Origin of the sequence: Flavobacterium sharifuzzamanii (assembly GCF_003254585.1) — a bacterium.
Lineage (GTDB): Bacteria > Bacteroidota > Bacteroidia > Flavobacteriales > Flavobacteriaceae > Flavobacterium > Flavobacterium sharifuzzamanii.
Genome location: NZ_QJGZ01000034.1, coordinates 218,749 through 242,901 on the forward strand (window position 1 = coordinate 218,749; position 24,153 = coordinate 242,901).

Sequence of the window (24,153 nt, forward strand, 5' to 3'; positions counted from 1 at the left end):
TAGGCTCTGTAAGGGTTTGTAGCGCTATATTTGTTTAAAAGGTAAACAACAAAGTTCAAAACAGATGAGGATAGGAGTAATTGGTTTATGCGGTTTTACAATGGATTTTGTGAATAAGGCAGTTGACGCTGGACATCAGGTATTATTAAGTTCTACACGCGAAAATCGCCAGTTTCAAGATTTGGAAATGAAATTGGGGGAAAACGTGAAATTGGTAACCAGAAGAGAAGCTGCAGAAGCCAATATTTTGATACTTTTTATTCCGCGTGAAGATGTCGGTATGTTCTTAACAGATTTGCCAGACATGGACGAAAAAATATTGATTCATGCTAGCAATCCTATTTTTAGTTTAGAATGCTTAAGACCAAATTCAAAAGCATCTTGTGAAATCATTGCTTCGCTTTTGCCAGAAGCCCATATGATAAAGGTGCTAAATATTGTTAACCCAAACGTGCTTACATTATTAAACCAAAAGCATAAGGAAAAAGAAGTATTTTATGTGGGAGGTAATGAACAGGCAAAAAATAAAGCAAAGGCATTTTTTAAAAGTTTAAATCTTGATGGAGTAGATTTTGAAGAATTGTACCAACTTCCAGTGCATTCTTGTTTCATGAATTAGAAAATATATTACGAAACCAGCTTTGAATAATTAGAATTGTTCAATTCTAAATGTTCCCAGAAAAGCTAACTTTCTGGGACATTTTTTTTGTTTAAATTGCACAATAGATGGCTTTGCGTTAATTTAGTAATATGAAAATCGAACTGAAACAATCTTCTTTTCTTGGAAAGGAAATCAACGAACCGTATTACAACATTCTGATGTTTGATGGAGAAGCTTCATTTTCTGTCGATTTAACCGATTACGAATGCAAAGGAAAAAGTCTTTTGTTTTTAACACCATATCAGTTATTGCAATGGAAAAGTTCAACAGCATCTTTCATAAATAGTATTAGTTTTCACGGAGATTTTTACTGCATCGAATACCATAAAAAAGAAGTGGCTTGCAACGGAATTTTATTCAATGATATCTATAGCGAACCTTTTGTAACGGTTTCCGATTTTATTTACGAGGAAATCACGAGCATTATGGAAAGAATGAAAAAGGTGGAAGACTCTGAGCTGGATTATGATAATTCAATTCTAAAATCCTATTTGCAAGTTATTCTCGCCTTGAGCAGTAAAGAAAAACAGCTCAAAATGTCACCACAGATTCAGGAATCTATTGGAAATGCTGATATTTTGAAGTTTCAGCATTTGTTGGATTCTCATTTTTTAGAGGCAAAAGAAGTCGCTTTTTATGCCTCAAAATACAACTTGAGTGTGAATACTTTCAGTAAAAGAATCAAAAAACATTTCGGAAAATCGCCTTCTCAGCTTATTCAAGATCGTATTGTTTTGGAAGCTAAGAAATTGCTGCATTTGACAACCAAAACCATAAAAGAAATCGCAGACGATCTTAATTTTGAAGATGAATTTTATTTCAGTCGCTATTTCAAGAAAAGCGTAGGTATTTCGCCAAAAGAATTCCGAAAAGAAGTTGGTATTTCTATCGTGGCAAAATAGTCCATGAAAACTCCTTTACGTCCATTTTTATCCAGATAAGCATAAAGTAATTTTGGTATGTATTTAAAACATAATCAAAATGGAAAAATTTATACGATTTATTGCGGGTGGACAAAGCAACTTTATTCACTTTTTAAGAATAGCCATATTTATTGTAATGGCGTGGATTGGCGGATTAAAAGCCTTTAAATATGAAGCTGATGGAATTGTTCCGCTGGTTGCGAATAGTTCGTTTATGAGTTTCTTTTATAAAGATGCTAATAAACAAGTCGTAAATGATGAAGGTAAAACAGTAAAAGCTTACACGCTTTACAAAAATGTTGAAGGCAAAACTGTTGAGAAAAACATCAAATGGCACGAAGCCAACGGAACTTATATTTTTTCTTACGGATTAGGAACTGTTATTGTGACAATTGGTTTGTTGGTTCTTTTGGGAATTTGGTTTCCTAAAATCGGTTTTTTGGGTGGACTTCTAACGTTCGGAATGGCGTTTGTAACCTTATCATTTTTAATCACAACGCCAGAAGTTTACGTTCCGAATTTGGGCGGAGATTTTCCAACACCAGAATTTGGGTTTCCGTATCTTTCTGTTGGAGGCCGTTTGGTCCTCAAAGACATCATCATGATGAGCGGCGGATTGATCGTAGCTTCATACAATGCCAAGGAAATTTTAAAAAGATTTTATGCTTAATCAAAATAAAAAAAAGCTGCGCAAGGGCTCAGACTTGCACAGCTTTTTACAAAAACTCAAAACTAACTTATTCGTATTTTAAATATTTTAAGACATCTACTTTGGTCATTTGATAAGCTTTTGCCAAAACAATTGCCAGAGTTAGAAATAACAGTGACACAAAGGCAATTACGAAAGGTAAAATTGTCATATCAATTCTGAAAGCAAAATTTTCAAGCCATTTTTGCAATAATAAATATGCGGGAACTATTGCGATTAAAGAACCGATTATACAATAAACGACATATTGTTTTGATAGTTCTTTTAGTAATGCATTGGTTTCTGCGCCCAGTGTTTTTCGGATTGCAATTTCTTTTAGTCTTCTTTGAATAGAATAAGATGCTAATGCAAACAAGCCAAACAATGCAATAAGAACTACAATAATGTTCAATATCGAAAATAGATTTTTTTGCTTAACGTACGATTCATAGGTTCGGGCATATTCCTTATCGACAAAATCATATTTAAATGGATATTCTGTGTCGATTTTTGACCATAATTTTTCAATGCTCGCAATTGTATTTTCTGAGTCATCCATTTTTAATTTTATGAAAACTTTGTTGATGTTTTGTGCCATTCCTAAAGTTTTTAAGTGAAAGAAAGAGATAGGAGGCACTTGCATTTCTGGACTTAATAAATTAAAATCCTTTACAATACCGATGATTCGTAATTTTTGCTGTCGTATTATAAGTTCTTTACCAATAGGATTCTTAATATTCATCTGTTTTAAAGCACTTTCATTTATAATGACAGAATTTATAGTGTCAGAAGCTAGTTTTCTATCAAAATTTCTTCCTTTTACAATTTTAATATTTAGCATTTCAAGCATGCCATAGTCTAATGCGATTGTTCGTTCTTTAAAAAGTTCATCATTATAAAGAACTGGATTGATAAAATTATCAGAACCATCAAAAGCAATAAGACCTGTCGAAATTTCTTCAACACCTTTTATTTTTCTGAGCTGTTGTTTTATAACATTGTATTTGTTGTAAATGTTCTTTTCCACATTTTTATCTTCATATTCAGCTGCTGGAAAATTCAATGCTACAGAAATTACCTGATCTCCTTTAAAACCAAGGTCTTTATTTTGTAAATATCTAATTTGCTCATAAACAATATAAGAACCAATTATAAAAAAGGCAGCAATAGCAAATTGAAAAATCAGCATTCCGTTGCGCAACCAAATGCCATTTTTGCTTCTTCCAAAATTTCCTTTCAGAACTTTCAAAGTTTCAAAATTGGCTACATAAATAGATGGAAGTAAGCCAGCTGTAAATACTGTAATTATAAAAATTAGAATCAATTGCCAGTAAAATTGATTACCAAGCAGGATGAGATTTTTGTTTAAGAAATTGTTGTAAAAAGGCAAGGCTATTTCTACAATAACTAAAGCTAATAAAGTTGAAAATAAAGTTATTAAAATGGTTTCAAAAATGAATTGGCAGATAATATTCGTTTTGGAAGCACCTGTAATTTTTCTCACGCCAACTTCTTTAGCTCGTTTTACGGCATTTGCTGTAGCGAGATTGATATAATTAACAATTGACAAAATTAGAATCAAAATGGATAGCCCCATCATGATTACTAAAAATTGATAATTGCCTCTGCCTTCAGGATAACCGTCTGTTATAGAATGCAATCTGGCTTTAGAAAGAGGTTCAATTGCGACATTAAAATAACCTACTTTCTTTCCCATGTCTTCAAACGTAAACCCTTCTTGTTTTGCTAAACGTTTAATGAAATCGTAGTTGTAGACTCGTTCTATTTTTTTTCTTGTAATTTCAATCTTTGCAGGATCTTTAACTTTTAGCAATAATTTAAAAACAAATGGATTTATTACAGAGTAATCCATCTCTTTTTCAATTGTATTGATTATCACATTTGGTGCGATGGATGAGTTTCCTGGAATTCGATAAACTGCCCGAACTGAAAAAACTTGATTAAGACATTTAATTTGTTTCCCAATTGGATTCTCGTTGCCAAATATTCTTTTTGCAATATTATCTGAAATCGCAATGCTAGAATCGTCTTTAATTGATGAAATAGTATTTCCTTTTATGATTTCAAAAGGGAAAAAGGAAAAAAAGCTGCGTTGTACATTTATAATCTTATCTACAAATTCCTTCTTTCCTTTGTAAACAATTTTGTCTTTTTGATACCAATCATCTCCATACATTACGGTTTCGATATTTGGATCTGCATCCAAAGCTGGTTTTAAAAACAAAGCACATTCTGACCAAGATGTCATGCCACTTAATTGCACTAAAACCTGATAGACATTATCTTTTTGAGGGTTCCAAGAATCATAACTTTGTTCGTCATTCCAGTACAGAAGCGCGAAAATCAAGCCTGAAATTCCTATTGATAATCCGAGAATATTGAGAGCAGTAAAAAGCTTACTGTGTTTGATTTGATAGATAAATATATTGATCCAGTTTTTTAGCATTTTTGTTGGTGTTTTTTGGTTTTGGAGTTAGTTTACTCGTATTTTAAATATTTTAAAACATCTACTTTGGTCACTTGATAGGCTTTTGCCAAAACAATAGTCAGCGTTAAAAATAAAAGCGAAACAAAAGCAGCTAAAAAAGGTAGAAACGGAATATCAATTCGAGAAGCAAAGTTCTCTAGCCATTTCTGCATTAATAAATAAGCAGGAACAATTCCGATTAAGAAACCAATTACGCAGAAAAGGACATACTGTTTAGATAATTCTTTTAGCAAAATATTGGTTTCCGCTCCAAGCGTTTTTCTGATAGCGATTTCACGCAATCTTCTTTCCATAGAAAAAGAGGCCAAAGCAAATAATCCGAAAATGGCAATTAATATTACTACAACATTCAACAAAGCAAACAAGTTTCTTTGATCCTGATATTTTTTGTAAGTTCTGGCAAAGTTTTTATCTACGAAATCATATTCAAACGGATATTCTTGGTCGACTTTAGATTTCCAGAATTTATTAATTGCTCCGATTGTTTCAGGCATTTGATCTGGCGATATTTTAACAGAAATATAGTGCATATCATTTGTCATCCAGTCAAAAGCATTGATGTGGAAGAAAATCATTGGAGCGACATTATATTCCATTCCGATATAATGGAAGTTTTTGACAATACCTACAACTTTAAATTTCTTTCCGCCAAAAGTGATATCCTGATTTACAGGATCTTTTACCTGTAGCGTTTTTGCAGCAGTTTCATTCAATAAAGCGCTAGAGATGCTGTCTGTTGCCAATTCAGGATTCAAATCTCGACCTTTTAATATTTTTATGCCCAAAAGGTTCAGTTGTCCAAAATCTATAGGTAATTGCTGCGTAATTACTTCTTTGTTTGACTTATAGTGAAGTCCTTGCCAAGAATTGTCATTGCTTCCAATAGAAAACATTCCTGCAGAAACCGCTTCAACACCTTTAATTTTTGCGAGTTCCTGTTTGATGGTTTTATATCTTTCGTATTGATTTTTTCCTTTTTGTGGTCTAAAAGAAATATCCATAACCTGAGCTCCATTAAAGCCTAAATCCTTCGCCATCATAAAATTTACCTGCTTGTAGACAATAAATGATCCGATAATAAAAAGAGTCGCAATAGAAAACTGCAAAACAAGCATTCCGTTACGGATCCAGACACCATTCTTACTTCTTGAAAAATTGCCTTTTAAGACTTTCAGTGTTTCAAAATTTGCAATGTAAACAGCAGGAAAAACGCCAGAAACAATAATTACAAAGAAGAAAATTAAAATTAACTGCAGGTAAAATTGAGTTCCAATTAGCATTAAGTCTTTGTTTAAAAAAGCATTATAAAAAGGAAGCGAAAGTTCTACGATTACCATTGCCAGTAGAACCGAAAACAAAGTAATAAGTGTAGTTTCAAAAACAAACTGTGTAACAATTTGCGATTTAGTAGCACCCACGATCTTGCGAACTCCAACTTCTTTTGCTCGCTTTACCGCATTTGCAGTAGCCATATTAATGTAGTTTACAACCGAAAGTATTAAAATTAAGATGGATAACCCCATTATAATTTTTAGAAATTGCAAATTGGCATTCTGTTCAGGAAAGGCATAATTTCCTTGACGAAGCCTTGCTTTTGTAAACGGAAGAAGCCTTGTTTTTATAGGTTCGCCGTATTGCTTAATAAATTGTTCAATTGATAAGCCTTCAGCTTTTGCCTGTTTTTTGTAGTTGTCTTCAAGAAATATTTTGTCTAAATTTTGAATAACTGCTGTGGTGTCGCTGGGCTTTTTTAGCTTTAGCATTAATCCGTAACTAAAACCCCAGTTATCTTTGTTTTGTTCTAATTCCTCTTCTACAACAGGAGTAATTACCGAAGGCATTACTGACGATTTTTCAGGCATTTTATATACACCGCGAACAACAAAAATTCGATCCGCGTATTTGACCTGTTTTCCCATTGGGTTTTCATTCTTAAAAATGTGCGCAGCGGTTTCTTTAGAAAGCACCATACTGTTGCGATCGCTAAAAGCTGTCTTAGCATTACCTTGAATAAATTCAAAAGGGAAGAAAGAAAAGAAACTCCTTTCGGCTGAAAAGATTTTGTCAACCAATTCGATTTTTCCGTTATACTGAATAGTTTCCGTGGTATAATTTACTCTGAAATAACAGTATTTATCCAAATATGAAGTAGTTGCATTAAGCATTCTACCTGGAATTGGAGAATTTGTTGTCCAAATATTTCCACCGCCAAAATCGTTCATTGCAATGAAAATTTTATCTTTCTCAGGATTCCATTGATCGTAAGAATGTTCGTCGTTCCAGTATAGAATTGCAAAGATTAAACCTGCAATTCCTATACTCAAGCCCAATATATTTAGGGCTGTAAAGAATTTGTTGTTCTTTATATGATAAACAAATATGTTTGTCCAATTCTTCAACATGATCTTAGTAGTTTGAATTTACCAAAACATCTACATTTCTATGATTCACTTTTTCAGAAAGGATTTCACCATCTTTCATTAAAATAGTTCTTTGTGAGAAAGAAGCATCGTAATCTGAGTGTGTTACCATCAAAATTGTTGATCCGCTGGCATGAAGATCGGTCAACAATTCCATCACTTCGTTTCCATTTCGGCTGTCCAAGTTTCCTGTTGGCTCATCGGCCAAAATAATTTTAGGATCATTGATTAAAGCTCTTGCCACGGCTACACGCTGCTGTTGTCCGCCTGAAAGCTGTTGCGGAAAATGCTTCAATCTATGTGCGATTCCCAAAATTTTTGCCATTTCGTTTACTCGTGATTTTCTTTCGGCAGAAGGAACATTGCTGTAAATTAAAGGTAATTCGATGTTGTCAAAAACAGATAATTCATCAATTAAGTTGAAGTTTTGGAAGATGAATCCAATGCTTTCTTTTCTGGCTTGCGATTTTTGTTTTTCCTTTAAACCCACCATTTCCTGATCTAGAAGCTGGTAGCTTCCGCTTGAAGCGCTGTCTAGAAGTCCAATAATGTTCAACAAAGTCGATTTTCCGCTTCCAGACGGTCCCATAATAGATACAAAATCGCCTTGATTGATAGTTAACGAAATTTCACTTAATGCTTTGGTTTCTAATTCCTCAGTTCTAAATACTTTTGAAAGTTTTGTAATGGTAATCATGATTTGACTGTTTTTGATTTTTGATTGATTTCTTTTAAAATTTTTATGCCCTTTGGAAATGACAGAAACAAGTCTGAAAATTAAGATAAATTATTTTTAATTTATCGCTATTTATTTTGTTATTTGTACTTCCGAAAGAGGTTAATTATTAATGATTTACAAGTTCTAATGTGATTTTCGTGCCAGTAAATTAAACATTGTAAACGCCTTGTTTTTAAGGGATTATTTTTCTGAATAAATTTAAACTGTCCATAAGTGGACACCTTTCGTCCAAAACTGAACAATAATGAAAAAGACCAACGCATCTATTTTAATCATCGACGATCAGGAAGACATTCTTTTTGCATCAAAAGTCTATCTGAAAAAGTATTTTGAAAACATTTATACGCTCAATAATCCGAAAAACATTGTCGAATTATTGGCAAAAAACGCCATTGATGTCGTCCTTTTGGATATGAATTACAGATTAGGATTTGAAGATGGGAGAGAAGGTTTGTATTTATTGAAAGAAATAAAAACACTTTCGCCAAAAACGGTGGTAATTCTAATGACCGCTTTCGGAAAAGTAGAAACCGCTGTTGAAGGTTTAAAATCGGGTGCTTTTGATTATATTCTGAAACCTTGGGAAAATAAAAAGCTTTTAGAATCGGTAAAACAAGCAGTCAATAAAGCTCGTAAAGAACAGAAAAAGACTAAAGATGTTGAGATAAAAGAGGACTTTTTTGTTGGCAGTTCTGAGATTATAAAAAAGGCATATTCTCTAGCAGATAAAGTCGCCAAAACCGATGCAAATGTTTTGATTTTGGGTGAAAACGGAACAGGAAAATTTGTTCTCGCACATCATATTCATTCGCAATCAGAAAGAAAAAATCAGCCATTTATTGCAGTCGATTTGGGTTCTTTAAATTCGAACATTTTTGAAAGCGAATTGTTTGGTTATGCCAAAGGCGCTTTTACTGATGCTAAAACCGATACAGCTGGACGTTTTGAAATGGCACAGAACGGAACCATTTTTTTGGATGAAATAGGAAATGTTCCGCTTCATCTGCAATCAAAACTGCTTCAAGTAATTCAAACAAAAACCGTAACGAGATTAGGAGAAACGAAAGCAAGACCTTTGAATGTTCGCATTATTACGGCAACCAATTTGAATTTAAAACTGGAAGTTGCCGATAAAAACTTCCGTGAAGATTTGTATTATCGCATCAATACAATGGAAATTGTTTTGCCTCCGTTAAGAGAACGACACGAAGATAAGATTCCGCTTGCTGAATATCTTTTGGATAAAATGATCAAAAAATACGGCAGGGATGAAATTGCTTTTGATAAAAAAGTCTTAGAACAGATTGAGAAACACGCTTGGAACGGAAACATTCGTGAAATGGAGAATAAGATTGAACGTGCAGTAATTCTTTGCGAAAACAACACCATAACCGTTTCTGATCTGGATTTAGAAACGATAACGCCTTACGAGGAAAACTCAGATGACATTCAGCTTTCTTCGGTTGAAAAGGCTGCGGTTGAAAAAGCACTTCTCAAAAACAATAATAATATCAGCAAAACTGCCGAAGAACTTGGTTTGTCAAGAGGTGCGCTTTACCGACGTTTGGAGAAATTTAATATCAATATCGATTAACTATGTTGCGGACTTTACAAACTTACAAACTCCTTTTTCTGCGATTAATTTTTATTGTAATCGGAATCGAATTGTCGCTGTATTTCTTTAGAATTGGTTTGCTTTTTACTGGAATTTTTGGTCTCTGCATGGTTTTTCTGCTTGGAAGGGAAATGTATTTTTATGTTAGAAATATGGTTCTGATTTACAATAAAACCATTTCTTCAATATTGCAGGATGATTTTAGTTCCGATTTCTCAAAACATAAATTCAATAGTACATATAACGAGCTTTTTACCTTGTATGAAACTTTAAAAAGTAAACAAAATGAGCAAGTTACGAGAGATATTATTTACCGTTCGATTTTAAACAATATAGAATCGGGTGTTATTATTTTGCAGAAACAAGAAAGCGATTGGAGTATTTTTTTGATGAACGATTATTTTTCGAGCCATTTTAATGTTCCGAAAGTTTCAAAATGGAAATATCTTAAAAATCAGTTGCCGTCTTTATGTGAAATTATCGAAGAAGATGATTTTCATGAAATTAAAACTTCAATTGAGCTCAGTATAAATGAACAAAGCAAACAGACATTTGTTTTGCAGGCTTCACGAACTGAAATTTTCGGTCAGGATTATTTTATTGTTCTATTAGATTCCATTCAAAATGTAGTAGAAAAGAAAGAAAAAGATGCGTGGATTAATTTGATGAAAGTGATTTCGCATGAATTGCTAAATTCTATAACGCCAATTCGTTCGATTTGCCAAAACTTGGAAGATTTAGTAGAACAAGATTCGCTTTCGACAGAAGACTTAGAAGATATCAAACATAGCGTTCATACAATGCTGAGACGAAGCGATCATTTGCAGAAATTTGTTGAAGGATATCGAAAACTGGCTATGCTTCCTTCGCCTAAAAAAGAAAAAACTTCACTGCAACACATAACTGAAAACTGTATTCAGGTTATGAATCCGTTATTTAGGCAAAGTAATATTGAAGTGATCAATGCTGTTACCCAAAACTATCTGATAAATATCGATTCGCAGCAGATAGAGCAGGTATTGATTAACTTATTGACGAATTCGATTAATGCTTTAGAAAACAGTAATCTGAAACAAATTTCGATTTCGGCGGAAGCCAAAAACAATCGCATTTTTATAAAAGTTACGGATTCTGGAAAAGGAATTGAAAAAGAAATTGAGGACAAAATATTTCTTCCGTTTTTCACCACCCGAACTGAAGGCGCGGGAATTGGATTGACTTTATCTAAAAATATTATTGAAGCACACGGCGGTTATATTTCGCATAAAACCGAAAATGGAAAAACGATTTTTGAGATTTCTTTGATTGAGGATTGATTAGCCTAAAAAAAGGTTTAAATTTTTTCACGCAGATTCAGCAGATTTTTGCAGATTTTAAAAGATTTATTAAAATAAAAATCTGCGTTGATCTGCTTAAATCTTTTTAAATCTGCGTGAAATATTTTAAAATATTAGTTTTTTCTAATCAACAGCTTTAATTTTTCGCTTTTAAAATTGACTTCAGAAATAATTGTAGCAGAAAAAATCAACGTTCCGCCTAAAAGTAAACGCCATGATAAGTTTTCTCCCAAAATAAAAAAAGCTCCAATTGCGCCAAAAACAGGCTCAAACAAATAAATTACCGCTACGCGTTCTGCCGATAAATAACGCTGCGATATATTTGAAACCGTATACATAAAAGCCGTAGAAAACAAAGCACAGTAAATTACGCCCGTCCAAAACGTATTATTTTGAGGTAACCATTCTGATCTACTGTCTGTTAACGCTATAAAAAATGTAAAAAGCGCACAAAACGCAAACATTGGCACAATCGAATACAAAAGGTTTTTGGTCGCCGAATGCTTTTCAACAGCAATCAAATAAACTGCAAAAGCAAAGGCTCCCGCAATGGTAAATAAGTCTCCAAAGTTTATGATAAACTTATCCTGAATGGCAATAATAAATAACCCAGTTAAAGCCGTCAAAGCGGCAATCCAGATTTTTAGTGAAGCGTTGGTTTTATAAATCGCTAGTTTTAATAACGGAATAATAATTACGGTTAATCCAGCAATAAAAGAGCATTGAGAAGCGTCTGTATATTTAAGTCCAACAGTTTGAAGCTGAATGCCTAGAAACATTGGTACGGCAAGCAAAAATCCTGTTTTAATGGCTACTCGATTAATATCTTTGACATATTTCCAAAAAATAATACTCAATACCACAACAGCCAGAAGGAAACGATAAAATAAAAATACATTTAGCGAATAGTGGCCAATTGCCATTTTCGTAACAGAGTAAGATACTCCCCAAAAGGCAGTGCCAAGAATTAATAAAAACAATAAAAGCTGTCTTCTTTCCATTTTAAATCAATACTTTTTTCATCATTAAATCGGTTTGCTCGTCGTTGCCTAATCTAAAAATATGGGTGTCAAATTGTACGAAACCGTTTTTAGTGTAGAAACTTACAGCTCTGAAATTCTTTTCCCAAACGCCAAGCCACATGTACGAAGCTTTTATTTCTTCAGCCATTTGTTCTGCTTGAGCATATAATGCCTGTGCGACTTTTTTACCATGAAATTCCTTTGCCACATAAATACGTTCTATTTCTAAGGCATTTAAATCTTCTTTTTCGGTTTGTGCATCGGCTGTATTCAATTTTAAGTAACCGATTATTTTTTCATCTAAAACAGCTAAATAGAAATACGATGAAAGATTGTTTAATTCTGAAGTCAGTTTTTCTGTAGCGAAGCTTTCATCCAGATATTTTTTCATGTTTTCTTCGCTGTTTACATCGGCGAAGGTTTCAGAAAAGGTTTGTCTGCCAATGGATTGAAGCTTTAAAACGTCATCTGTTGTGGCTTTGGTTATTTTTAGCGTGTTCATTTCTTATTTCTTTAATGCGTTAAAAGCTATTTTTTGTTTGCGATAAATGCGTAAATTGCATCAATGGATTTACAGCAGATTAAATATTTTTTGGCTTTGGCCCGCGAACTTCATTTCTGGAACACCGCCGGAAAAATGAATATTACACAATCGGCACTCAGCCGTCAGATTCAATCACTTGAAAATCAGCTTGTCGTTCAGTTGTTTGAACGTAACAAACGCAATGTAAAACTTACTGCTGCTGGCCAATTCTTAAAAGAAAAATGGGAGGTCGAATTGAGTAAACTGGAGTTTATTCATCAATCTGCCCGCCAGATTCAGTTAGGGGAGAGCGGTACCATTACCATTTCTCATCCCGATTCTATTTCGGCTTCTCTAATGCCCGAAATTTTATCTCGTATTTCAGAAGCTTTTCCAAAACTAAAAATCAAACTGGTTCAGGTGCTGTACGAGAATCAGCAGGATTTTTTGCGAAATTATAAAATAGATCTGGCGATTACCAGAGATATCAATAATTCAAAAGATATTCAATCTCAAAAAATCTATACCGATCACTTAGCAGTTGTTGTTCCAGAAGATCATCCATATCAAACGCCAGAGGATTTTACTAAAGAAACCCTTGCTTCTCAAAAGTTTATTTTGCCAACTAATGACGAAGGGAGCAGTTACAGCGACCTTATTCAGAGATTATTCAATTCTTTGGATAACGCGCCAGAAGCCTATCTTCAGTCAGAATTTGGTTCTTCTATAATCGCTTTGGTTCGAAAAGGACTCGGAATCGCGATTTTACCAGATTCGTATGTCTTTCATGAAATTCCAGGAATCCGATTTATAAAATTACCGCTAGAAACCGATTTATATGTCAATTGGAGAACCGAAGACCATAATCCCGTGCTGGCCAATGTTTTGAAATTGATTATTCCGTAAATCGTTAAGCTCTAAGCATTCCGATATGCGGAATTCCGTCTTCATCATACACTTCACCTTGTTCTACAAATCCTAAAGATTGATAAAATTTGGATAAATGGTATTGCGCACTAATTCGTATTGAACCTTTTCCGAATTTCTCTTCGCAGCCTGCAATTGAAGCTTCCATTAGTTTTACTCCTAAACCTAATCCGCGATGCGATCTTGCAATTACAACTCTTCCTATTGAAACTTCATCATACGATACTCCTTTTGGAAGTAAACGAGTCACACCTGCCAATTCGTTATCGACATAATACAATAAATGAAAACCTTTCTGGTCTTTATTGTCTAAATCGAGATAAGGACAATTTTGTTCTACTACAAAGACGTCGCTTCTTAACCGAAGCATATTGTACATTTCGTGATTGGTTAATTCGTCAAAAGATTTAATGGAATGGCTGAATGTCATTTTAATTTTAGGCTTTATTTTTTGACAAAGATAAAGGAGAGAATAATGATTAAAAATGCTATTTTTTTATCATGTGATGTTGGAATTGCATTAGTTGTTTCAAGGATTAACTTTGTCAAAGTTTTAAACTTTGACAAATTTCTGCTAACAGCTTGTCATTCTGAGGAACGAAGAATCACACTAGAAACTCCGTACCGAATTTCTCCAATCTTTATCGAATCCCGCGTGTGATTCTTCGTTCCTCAGAATGACAAGATTGGGGAAATTTATATGTGTTTAAAAACAAAAAAACTTTGTCAAAGTTCGAAACTTTGACAAAGTTGAGTATAATTGTAAAATATATTTTTAGTGAGAAACCGCCTTTAACCCAACAATAGAACCTACCAATGTTGCTAAAAAAAATAATCTCCAGAAAGCTGCCGGTTCTTTAAAAACAAAAATTCCGACCAATACAGTTCCCACAGCACCAATTCCTGTCCAAACAGCATAAGCAGTTCCTAGTGGAAGCGTTTCTGTAGCTTTCATTAGTAAAAGCATACTAATGGTTAAAGATATAAAGAAACCAATATACCAATAGTACATTTCGGTTCCAGTAGTTGCTTTTGCTTTTCCAAGACATGATGCGAAGGCTACTTCAAATAGACCCGCGATGATTAAAATAATCCAGTTCATATAGTTAAAATTTTGTGATGCAAAGTTCTTTTATGGAAATCAGAAAAAAATTAACAAATGATAAAAAATGAAGTTATTTTACTACCATTGAACTAGAACAAAATTTAATTTTAACACATAGAAAGATAGATTTTTTAATTGCTCCTTTTATAAGATTAGAGAAAAAGCTAGCTTTCACACATAGCTATGTGTATTGAAATTAGTGAAACGCCTTTTTTAAAGTTTCTAAAAGCTATGTTTCTATGTGTTAAAATAATTTACACTAACTGTGTTATTTTATTTCTGCACGTATTCTGCTTAAACTCACTTGTGTTATTCCCAAATAAGAGGCAATATGACCTAACTGTACTCTTTGCAAGAGTTCGGGATGATCTTTCATTAACTCCAAATAACGTTCAGAAGCATTTTTGAACTGTTTAGAAATCAAGCGTTCTTCGGTTTTGATCAATTCCTTTTCTGCAAATTTTCGTCCCCAATTGGCGATGTGAACATCCTCATTAAAGAGTTTTCTCAGGTTTTCTGTTTTGAGTTCGTATAATTCGCAGTCTTCCAAAAGTTCGATAGTTTCATATCCAGGCTGATCTTCAACGTAACTTTTCATCGAAATGATGGTTTCGCCTTCTTTTCCAAACCAAAACGTCACTTCGTTATCTCTTTCTACAAAAGCTCTTACCAATCCTTTCTTTATAAAATAAATATTAGATTCTACTTTATTGGCTTTTAGCAAAATATGTCCTTTAGAAAATGCTATTTCTATAACATTGTTTTGCAGAGCAAGTTTAGACTGTTCAGGAAGTTCGTGTATGTGATCCAGAATTTTAGAAATATCCATCAACGGAATTTTAGTATTTTAGAATAAAGGTAAAAAGTAAAACGGCAAAATGAAGTTACTTTAATAAAAAAATCCCATTTCAAAAGAAATGGGATATAAAACAACCTCTGCGATGAGCTATTATAAACAGAAGCCATTTTTGACCAACATATAAACTAATTTATTCCTCCTCCTAAAGCCTTATAAAGCAATACTTGAGAGTTTGCATTTCGAAGTTGGATATCGACAAAGTCCAATTCGGCCTGCAATTTATTTTTTTGTGCATTGATGATTTCCAAATAATTGGCATAACCGCTCAAATACAAATCGTTTGAGACATTTACCGCAATTTCGAGATGATCAATTTCGTTTAATTTATATTTTAAAACATCTTCATAAGCTTGATTTCTATGCAATAGAGCACTTAACTCGTTGAAAGCTGTTGTAACTGTGTTTTGATATTGCAGAAATGAAATTTCCTGTCTTCTGTTTGAAACATAAAACTCTTGTTTAATCTGCCCTTTGTTGAAAACGGGAGCTGTTAATCCGCCCAATATCTGCCAAGCGAAAGAACCAGCATCAAAGAAAGTGTTAAATGAAAACGAGTTGAAACCCGCATATCCACCCAGATTTACAGTTGGGAAAAAAGCAGCACGAGCCGATTTAGCATCAGCATTACTGGCTAATAATTCGAAATAAGCTTCAGATACATCGGGTCTTTTGTGAATGATAGAATCCACGCTGATTTTTTGGTTTAAAACCTCCAAATGTCCAGATAAGAAATCGCTGCTTCTTTCAATTTTTCCGCCATATTCTCCTAAAAGCGTTAATAATGCTTTTTCGGTTTGATCAATGCTTAATTTTAATTCTGACGCTTCGGCGTGAATGTTATTGTTTTGCGCATTAAACTGCTGTACAGCCAATTCTGTCGCTTTTCCAACCGATCTTTGTGCCGAAACAATATCAAGCGCTTTTTCCTGCGTTTTCAAGTTGTTGTCGTAAATCGCCGCTTGTTTGTCTAAAGCGATCAATTTGAAATACAAGTCGGCAACATCTCCTAAAAGGCGTGTTTGCAGCAAACGCATTCCTTGCTGAGAAGCAAAAAATCGCTGTTGAGCTGCTTTTTTTCGATTGCTCAGTTTTCCCCAAATGTCAGCTTCCCAAGAAACTTTGGCTCCCAAAAATAGGTTAGGAGTAAGGTCTTCATTGATTCTTTGTTTGTCGCTAATATTTTGAGAAAAATTGGTATCAAAGTTACCAACTCCATCCATTGTATATTTTCCGTAATGTGTTCCAGAAGCATCGGCCACAAGATCTAAAGAGGGAAGAAGTGCTAGTTTTGCTACCTTTAAATGCGAATTGGCAATTAAAATTCTTTCCTGCATGATTAAATAGTCAGGATTCTTGGTAATGGCTTTTTTTAATAGGTCTTCTAATTTTGGATCTTTAAAAAAGGTTTCTGTTTTTAAAGGAATAAAAGTCTCGTTTGATGCTTCTTTTCTTTGTGCATCAAAATTTTCTGGAAGCTTTGCAGCGTCTAGTTTGTTACTGACTTTTGGTGCCGAACAAGCCGTTAAAAGCAAAACTCCGGTTATTACAACGGCACTTTTGGTTGTCCTTATCATATCAGTATTTTTATATTGATTTAATATCTCTTTCATTGTTTAATTTATTTGTTCAATCTTCTGTGCGTTTTTTTATTTAACACATAGAAACATAGATTTTCTTTTTTTTTGAAAAGGGAGTTGAAAGAAACTAGTTTCTAACACATAGCCTATGTGTGTTTATGCTAGTGAAACGCCTTTTTCACGCTTTTTTAAATCCTATGAATCTATGTGTTTAAAAAATTACGCATTAAGATTTACTCATTCGTTTTTCCAATTTAGCAAACAGTATGTAAAGTCCAGGAATGATTAAAAGACCAAATACAGTTCCAATTAACATTCCACCCGCAGCTGCTGTACCAATCGAACGGTTACCAATTGCACCCGCACCAGAAGCGATACACAACGGAATCAATCCTGAAATAAAAGCAAATGAGGTCATCAAAATTGGACGGAAACGTAGTCTTGCTCCTTCAATCGCCGCTTCGACAATATCACGTCCGAGCTTGTTCTGCGCCATGGCAAACTCAACAATCAGAATGGCGTTCTTGGCGAGCAGACCAATCAGCATGACGAGTGCTACTTGGGCATAGATGTTATTGTCTAGTCCAACCATAACAAGCGCAATGTAAGAACCGAAAACTCCAACCGGAAGACTCAACAATACTGGGAACGGAAGCAATAAACTTTCGTATTGTGCGGCTAATAATAAGTATACAAAAAGTATACAAAGCGCAAAAATGTAGATCGTCTGGTTTCCTGATAAAATCTCTTCACGTGTCATACCAGACCATTCCAATTCGAAACGGCTTGGGAGTTTTTCGGCAGCAATTTTTTCAACAGCAGCAATGGCATCTCCAGAGCTGTAACCTTCAGCAGGTTCACCATTGATCATAGCCGACATGTACATGTTGTAACGTGTTAGAACTTCTGGACCATAAACTCTTTCTAATTTGATGAAAGTAGAAAACGGAACCATTTCGCCTGCTTCATTCTTCAAATACATATCCAAAATACTTTCTGGATTTTGACGGAATTGCGGACTTGCCTGAACCATTACTTTATACATTTGAGAAAAACGTATAAAATTGGTTGCGTAAAACGAACCTAACATGGTTTGTAAAGTCGACATGGCATTGTCTACGGAAATTCCTTTTTTGGCCGCCAAATCGTAATCAATATGAATTAAATATTGCGGGAAAGTAGCATCAAAACTCGAAAAAGAGTTCTGAATTTCTGGCGAAGCATTTAGTTCTTTGATGAATTCTTTGGTTACTTTATCGGTATTGGTAATGCTTCCTCCAGATTTATCCAGTAAACGAAGCTCAAAACCACTTGTGTTACCAAATCCTGGAACGGTTGGCGGTGCAAAAATCTCGATTTGTGCATCGGTAATGTTTTTAGTTTTTTCTGTAAGTTCTGCCATGAATTCGGTTACCGAAATATCACGTTCGCTCCAGTCTTTTAGGTTAATCATTCCCATTCCGTAGGAAGCTCCTGCAATTTCAGTTACAATACTGTATCCCGCAAGAGTCGTTACGTTGTCGACACCTTTAATTCCTTGTGCAATTTTAGTTACTTCGTCTAGAGCTTTTTCAGTACGTTCAACTGTTGCTCCTTGTGGTGTTGTAACACTCACGTAAACCATTCCCTGATCTTCAGTTGGGATAAATCCTGATGCTAAAAATTTGGTTGTTCCCCAAGTCAATACACAAAACAGCACTAATAAACCAACGGTTACAGTGTTACGATCAGCAAATTTTACTAATACTTTGATGTATTTTGAAGTAATATTATCGAACCAATGGTTGAATCTATGGAAGAAACGATCTAAAAGTGATTTTTTCTCTTTGTTAGGATCATGTGCTTTTAGCATAATAGCACAAAGGGCAGGAGTAAGGGTAAGAGCGTTAATACCAGAAATTACGATACTTATCGCCATTGTCAATGAGAACTGCCTGTAGAAAACCCCGACAGGACCGCTCAAGAATGCAACCGGAATAAACACGGCTGCCATTACAATCGTAATTGCAATAACGGCTCCTGTAATTTCTTTCATGGCGCTAATGGTAGCTTCCATTGGCGACATATGTTCTTCGGAGATTTTTACGTGAACGGCTTCGACGACGACAATCGCATTATCAACCACAATTCCGATAGAAAGTACTAAAGCGAAAAGCGTTAATAAGTTGATTGAGAATCCCATCATCGACATAAAGGTAAACGAACCGATAAGCGCCACAGGAACTGCCAATACTGGAATTAAAGTCGATCTCCAATCTTGAAGGAAAAGGAAAACTACAAATGCTACCAAAATAAAGGCTTCAACCAAAGTTCTCAATACTTCGTGAATCGAAGCGTCGAGGAAACGAGATACATCATAAGCAATGTTAAATTCCATTCCAGGAGGAAAAGAAGAACCTTTTAATTCGGTCATTTTTTCTTTTACGCTGGCAATAACCTCAGAAGCGTTCGAACCTGGACGTTGTTTCAACATGATTGATGCTGAAGGTTTTCCGTCGGTTTTAGAAACCATTCCGTAACTCATGGCACCAAATTCAATTTTCGAAATGTCTTTTAATCTTAAAATAGTTCCGTCTGAATTGGCTCTTAACGGAATTTCTTCATATTGTTTTGGCTCGAAGAACTTTCCTCCATATTTAATTACGTATTGTAATTGATTGTTCATTTGCCCTGAACCTTCACCCACTTTACCAGGCGCGGCAGAAATGTTTTGTTTTTGAAGTGAAGCAATAACTTCATTTGCCGAAATATTATACGAAAGCATCTTTTCTGGATCTAACCATACACGCATCGAATATTCTTTCTGACCCATGATTTCGGCACGTCCAACACCATCAATACGTTTTAATTCCTGAAGAATATTAATATCGGTAAAGTTGAAGATAAACTGCTCGTCCTGAGTTTTGTCAGTACTCGTAATGTTCAGGTACATCAACATACTGTTTACCTCTTTTTCGGTTGTAACCCCGGCACGAATTACCTCTTCTGGAAGTTCGTCCAAAATCGTGGTAACCCTGTTCTGCACGTTTACGGCAGCCAGATCGGGATCGGTTCCTACTTCAAAGAAAACCTGAATTAAAGTCAATCCATCATTGGATGTTACGGTTGACATATACGTCATTCCGGGTACACCATTGATGGCTCTTTCTAATGGAAGGGCGACGGCATTGGCCGAAACCTCTGCGTTTGCTCCTGTATATTTTGCTGTAACGGTTACAGACGGTGGTACAATGTCTGGGAATTGGGTAATGGGAAGCTGAAACAATGCCAGCAATCCCAGAAGGACTATCATAACCGAGATGATTAATGACAATATTTTCCTCCTGATAAATAACTCTATCATTTTAAATGTTTTAGATAAATAATTAAATAACTGTTTTACAGATCGATAACCTACATTTGTTTCATGTTGATTTTATCGCCGTCTCTTAATGATTGTGTGCCTTCTTGTACAATTAGGTCATCGCTTTTTAGACCATCATTTAAGATATACACATCATCTAGAGTCGTTTCGATTGTAACATTCGTCATTTTAACTACTCCATCTTTGTTCACGCGGAAAACGTATTGTTTGTCCTGAATAGAAAAAACAGCTTTCTGCGGAATTAAAATTGCATTGGTTTTTGGCTCTGAAATAATCAGTTTTCCAGAAGTTCCGTGTTTGATAAATCCTTGCGGATTGTGAAATTTTGCTTTGTATTGAATAGAACCTGTTTGTCTGTCGATATCTCCATCAGCAGTTCTTAATTCTCCTTTTTGATCGTAAACTTGTCCGTTTGGCAATACCAATTTGATATCGCCTTGCGTATTTAAGGTTTTGTCTTCCATCATTTGGAAATAGGTATTCTCAGGGATCGAGAAATAGGCGTACACATCGTCTAATTGAGAAACAGTAGTCAATAATGAACCGTTTTCTACTAAACTTCCTTCCTTAAACGGAATACGGTCAACTGTTCCATCAAACGGCGCACGGATTGTGGTAAAGCTAATCTGTTGGTTGATTGCTTTTCTTTCTGCAGCAGCATGAGCCAATTTCGCGGAAGCGGCATCATTTTTTGCTTTAGATAATTCTAATTCTTTATCTGCAATTACTTTTTTATTGAAAAGGGTTTGCGCCTGCTCTAGTTCTACAGTTGCAATTCGTAAATCGGCTTTTGCGCTTTTGTAAACGGCTTCGGCTTTTAGCAATTGAATTTGAAGTTCAACATCGCTTATTTTAAAAAGAATTTGCCCTTTTTTTACTTTTTGTCCTTCGCTAACGTATACCTTGTCTAATAAACCTGGAATACGAACGTGAATTTCTACATTGTTTTTAGCATGTACATCGGCAACAAATTTGCTCGAAACTATGGTGTCTTTTAGAGTTACCTTATAAACAGGAAACGTTTTTATGTTGTTAGAATCTTTTTTTGATTTATCTCCGCACGAGACTAAAACGAATAAAGCCAAGGTGCATAAAAGAAATGGATTTTTATAAATGCTCATCATTAGGTTTAAATTTTTGAATAAATAGATTTTCTCCCTTGATATTAAAATATCGGGAGTATGAATTTGGATTTTGTATTCGATAAAAATCGAAACAGAAAATAAAAATGGATTCGGAGGCTTCTCTTTTAGAAAAGTACCGTTTAGAGGTGTTTTTATAGCAATAATTGCTCAATCACATACGTAAATGAGGTATTTTTCCAGAAAACTAGAATATAAAAACAACGAAATACATCAGTCTAGAATAACTGGTACAAATGCAAGTGGGGGTGTCTTTCAATGTGGTATATTGAAGCTATACCATAGATTAAGCTTTCTTTATAAAGCTTGAAGTTGACTAAATTACTGAGATACGGAGCTTTGATCGTACTTTGTTCTAAAGTAGTCGCTCTGCATTTCATTTTCTTTTTGAGCTTATAATGAACTTCTAAATTTTTAGAAGAAGAAAAGTCGGAAGAAAAAATCTGTGTATCGTCTGCCGCAACGCTATCTAAAGTAATACAGCTGCTGAAAGTATAAATCGGCGAATACGTTTCGGTGCCTCTGAAAAAGCAAAGCAGCGAAAGTAAAACGATATATATGAACTTAGTGGGTTTCATACAATTACAGCAGGAATTACATTTTGTTCCTTAGAAAGTGGGATTAATTATTCTTTAAGGTGCGCCAAATATAGTAATTTGAAAAATAAGGTTTCTTAAAATTTTTCTAAAAACTATGAGATTTAAAAATTTGATAATAATTGGAGTTGATTTTTAGGGGGGGTATCTGAAGTCTGTTAATAAGAATTTGACTTTATTTAGTTTAATATCTAAATATTAGGTAAATACAAAAATTATTTCTTCAAAAGCGCAAAAAAGAATTCTCTTTTTGCAATTTTAAATATAAGGCTAATATTAAAGTGTTTTAAATTAGATAGATATGAAGTTGAGTTAATAAAAAATATTGTAATTGTGGAAAGCCGTAAAATTATTGCTTTAAGTTTTGTTAATTTGCATTCTTAACTATTTTTTTGTAAGTTAAGTATTATGTTTAAAATAAGTAGATAGAACTAATGTTATGAGAAAGATTTTTTTATTAATTATTGTATTTTTTTCAAAAATAAATTATGCCCAAAATACTTATCCTTTTCCTGAGAACGGTAAGGTTGGTATTGGAACAACAAATCCTCTAAGTAAATTAGATGTTATTGGTACTGCGATGTTCAGAGAGACTAATTCTTCTTATTATAGCGAATTAAGCTCTGATGCGAACAATGCTTATTTGAGAAGTTACGGAGTTGCAAAATCTCTACTAATATATGATATATTAGGAAAACCGGTAGTAATGCAACCATACTCCGGTAATGTTGGTATTGGAACAACAAATCCTCTAAGTAAATTAGATGTTATTGGTACTGCGATGTTCAGAGAGACTAATTCTTCTTATTATAGCGAATTAAGCTCTGATGCGAACAATGCTTATTTGAGAAGTTACGGAGTTGCAAAATCTCTACTAATATATGATATATTAGGAAAACCGGTAGTAATGCAACCATACTCCGGTAATGTTGGCATTGGTGTTACTAATCCTACTAATAAACTGGATGTTAAAGGGACTATCCATTCGCAAGAAGTAAAAGTTGATATGACGGGCTGGTCAGATTTTGTCTTTAAAAAAGAATACAATCTGCCAACACTTGAAGAGGTAGAAAAACATATTGCAGAAAAAGGGCATTTAGAAAATATTCCAAGTGAAAAGGAGGTTTTAGAGAACGGAATTAATCTTGGTGAAATGAATGCTAAGTTTTTGCAGAAGATTGAGGAACTGACTTTGTATATAATTCAGCAGAACAAGAAAAACAATACACAGTATGATCAAATAACAAGCCTTAAAGATCAAGTTGATTCACTAAAAAAACAAAATGAAACTTTGAGTTTGATTTTAGAGAGACTATCTAAATTGGAACACAAATTAAATTAATTTAAAATGAGAAAAATATTTCTAGTAATGCTTATTGCATTCCATCCATTCACTTATAGTCAGACATTTGATGGATACCTAGGCTCAAAAAGTTTGAATTGGCTTACAGAACAGAAAGATTTTAATAGCATCCCCAGATCTAACATTACCCCAATGTCTTTAAAACTTTGGGATAATTACGGAGGTTTAAATGCTCCATCTGATTATGGCTCTTTACTAGAAATTTACGGAAAATCTGCGCATCTTGTCTCTCAGCTTTATTTTAATAATAACTGGCAAGGAGGACAAATTTTGTACAGAAGTGCATTTTACAATCAAAATACATGGGGCGAATGGAGAACGTTGCTGGATTCGAAAAGCGATGTTGAATCTTCAGGGAATTTAAAAATAAGCGGAGTTAACGATAATTATATCTTAAAAAGTAATTTAGGTATCGGGACTGCTAATCCCTATAATGTTCAGGGATGGCAGAGAGTTTTAGATGTTTATGGTTTAGATAATGCAAAAATTATAGCAACTTCTTCCAATTCTTCTAATAGAGTTGGTATTTTTTCTCACGCTTCTTGGTTTGGTGGAGGAGGCTTCGTTGGAACAGAAACAGATCATTCTCTCCATTTCATCACTAATTATAGTCCTAGAATGACTATTTCAAATACTGGGAATGTAGGTATTGGGCAACCAAATCCAACAAATAAACTTGATGTAAATGGCACAATCCATTCCAAAGAGGTAAAAGTTGATATGACAGGCTGGTCAGATTTTGTATTTAAAAAAGAATATGATTTGCCAACATTAGAACAAGTT

The 24,153-nt window shown here is 34.2% G+C and carries 19 protein-coding genes; 8 read left to right on the plus strand and 11 right to left on the minus strand.

Annotated elements, in window-relative coordinates:
• Window positions 1-64: 64 nt before the first annotated feature.
• From DMA14_RS04980 to DMA14_RS04990, 3 genes are all read left to right on the plus strand, one after another.
• The gene (locus DMA14_RS04980) at window positions 65-619 is read left to right on the plus strand and encodes an NAD(P)-binding domain-containing protein (RefSeq protein WP_111423619.1); all 555 of its coding nucleotides are present in this window, start codon (window positions 65-67) and stop codon (window positions 617-619) included.
• 131 nt (window positions 620-750) lie between these two features.
• Window positions 751-1,563 carry an AraC family transcriptional regulator gene (locus DMA14_RS04985; RefSeq protein ID WP_111423621.1) on the plus strand — a complete coding sequence of 271 codons (813 nt, stop codon included), beginning with the start codon at window positions 751-753 and terminating at the stop codon, window positions 1,561-1,563.
• Between the two features lie 79 nt (window positions 1,564-1,642).
• Window positions 1,643-2,254: a DUF417 family protein gene (locus DMA14_RS04990; protein ID WP_111423625.1), complete on the plus strand. Its 612-nt coding sequence runs from the start codon at window positions 1,643-1,645 to the stop codon at window positions 2,252-2,254.
• Between the two features lie 67 nt (window positions 2,255-2,321).
• Here the strand turns inward: DMA14_RS04990 and DMA14_RS04995 are convergent, their stop codons facing one another.
• The 3 genes from DMA14_RS04995 to DMA14_RS05005 are packed head-to-tail and all read right to left on the minus strand — an operon-like array spanning window position 2,322 to window position 7,898.
• On the minus strand, window positions 2,322-4,739 hold the full coding sequence (locus DMA14_RS04995) for an ABC transporter permease (protein WP_111423627.1): 2,418 nt from the start codon (window positions 4,737-4,739) through the stop codon (window positions 2,322-2,324).
• A 32-nt stretch (window positions 4,740-4,771) separates the two neighbouring features.
• Window positions 4,772-7,183 carry an ABC transporter permease gene (locus tag DMA14_RS05000; protein ID WP_111423629.1) on the minus strand — a complete coding sequence of 804 codons (2,412 nt, stop codon included), beginning with the start codon at window positions 7,181-7,183 and terminating at the stop codon, window positions 4,772-4,774.
• A gap of 4 nt (window positions 7,184-7,187) precedes the next feature.
• On the minus strand, window positions 7,188-7,898 hold the full coding sequence (locus DMA14_RS05005; protein WP_111423630.1) for an ABC transporter ATP-binding protein: 711 nt from the start codon (window positions 7,896-7,898) through the stop codon (window positions 7,188-7,190).
• Between the two features lie 286 nt (window positions 7,899-8,184).
• Here DMA14_RS05005 and DMA14_RS05010 point away from each other — a divergent pair, with 286 nt between their 5' ends.
• Window positions 8,185-9,534, plus strand: a complete 1,350-nt coding sequence (locus tag DMA14_RS05010; protein WP_111423632.1) for a sigma-54-dependent transcriptional regulator — start codon at window positions 8,185-8,187, stop codon at window positions 9,532-9,534.
• A gap of 2 nt (window positions 9,535-9,536) precedes the next feature.
• Window positions 9,537-10,871 (plus strand): sensor histidine kinase, encoded by a 1,335-nt coding sequence (locus tag DMA14_RS05015; RefSeq protein ID WP_111423634.1) that lies wholly within the window; start codon window positions 9,537-9,539, stop codon window positions 10,869-10,871.
• Window positions 10,872-11,005: 134 nt separating this feature from the next.
• Here the strand turns inward: DMA14_RS05015 and DMA14_RS05020 are convergent, their stop codons facing one another.
• Both DMA14_RS05020 and DMA14_RS05025 read right to left on the minus strand, forming a co-directional pair.
• Window positions 11,006-11,893: a DMT family transporter gene (locus DMA14_RS05020; RefSeq protein ID WP_111423636.1), complete on the minus strand. Its 888-nt coding sequence runs from the start codon at window positions 11,891-11,893 to the stop codon at window positions 11,006-11,008.
• A 1-nt stretch (window position 11,894) separates the two neighbouring features.
• Window positions 11,895-12,416, minus strand: a complete 522-nt coding sequence (locus DMA14_RS05025; RefSeq protein WP_111423637.1) for a GNAT family N-acetyltransferase — start codon at window positions 12,414-12,416, stop codon at window positions 11,895-11,897.
• 63 nt (window positions 12,417-12,479) lie between these two features.
• Here DMA14_RS05025 and DMA14_RS05030 point away from each other — a divergent pair, with 63 nt between their 5' ends.
• Complete coding sequence (locus tag DMA14_RS05030) at window positions 12,480-13,343, plus strand: LysR family transcriptional regulator (protein ID WP_111423639.1); 864 nt, start codon at window positions 12,480-12,482, stop codon at window positions 13,341-13,343.
• A 4-nt stretch (window positions 13,344-13,347) separates the two neighbouring features.
• On the opposite strand, the gene DMA14_RS05035 is transcribed toward DMA14_RS05030, so the two are convergent.
• The 6 genes from DMA14_RS05035 to DMA14_RS05060 form a co-directional block, all read right to left on the minus strand.
• Entirely contained in the window at window positions 13,348-13,794 is a 447-nt protein-coding gene (locus tag DMA14_RS05035; protein WP_111423640.1) for a GNAT family N-acetyltransferase, read from the minus strand.
• Between the two features lie 345 nt (window positions 13,795-14,139).
• Window positions 14,140-14,466 carry a DMT family transporter gene (locus DMA14_RS05040; RefSeq protein ID WP_111423642.1) on the minus strand — a complete coding sequence of 109 codons (327 nt, stop codon included), beginning with the start codon at window positions 14,464-14,466 and terminating at the stop codon, window positions 14,140-14,142.
• 271 nt (window positions 14,467-14,737) lie between these two features.
• Window positions 14,738-15,298, minus strand: a complete 561-nt coding sequence (locus DMA14_RS05045) for a Crp/Fnr family transcriptional regulator (protein ID WP_111423643.1) — start codon at window positions 15,296-15,298, stop codon at window positions 14,738-14,740.
• 155 nt (window positions 15,299-15,453) lie between these two features.
• Entirely contained in the window at window positions 15,454-16,938 is a 1,485-nt protein-coding gene (locus DMA14_RS05050; RefSeq protein ID WP_111423645.1) for a TolC family protein, read from the minus strand.
• Between the two features lie 193 nt (window positions 16,939-17,131).
• Window positions 17,132-20,248, minus strand: coding sequence for an efflux RND transporter permease subunit (locus DMA14_RS05055; protein ID WP_111423647.1), 3,117 nt, complete (start codon window positions 20,246-20,248; stop codon window positions 17,132-17,134).
• Window positions 20,249-20,298: 50 nt separating this feature from the next.
• A complete protein-coding gene (locus DMA14_RS05060) occupies window positions 20,299-21,393 on the minus strand; it encodes an efflux RND transporter periplasmic adaptor subunit (protein ID WP_238989917.1) in 1,095 nt (364 codons plus the stop codon).
• A gap of 1,053 nt (window positions 21,394-22,446) precedes the next feature.
• On the opposite strand from DMA14_RS05060, the gene DMA14_RS22970 reads away from it, so the two are divergent.
• The gene (locus DMA14_RS22970) at window positions 22,447-23,349 is read left to right on the plus strand and encodes a hypothetical protein (protein WP_238989918.1); all 903 of its coding nucleotides are present in this window, start codon (window positions 22,447-22,449) and stop codon (window positions 23,347-23,349) included.
• Window positions 23,350-23,355: 6 nt separating this feature from the next.
• A partial coding sequence (locus DMA14_RS05075) for a hypothetical protein (RefSeq protein WP_157957669.1) occupies window positions 23,356-24,153 on the plus strand: 798 nt, incomplete at its 3' end.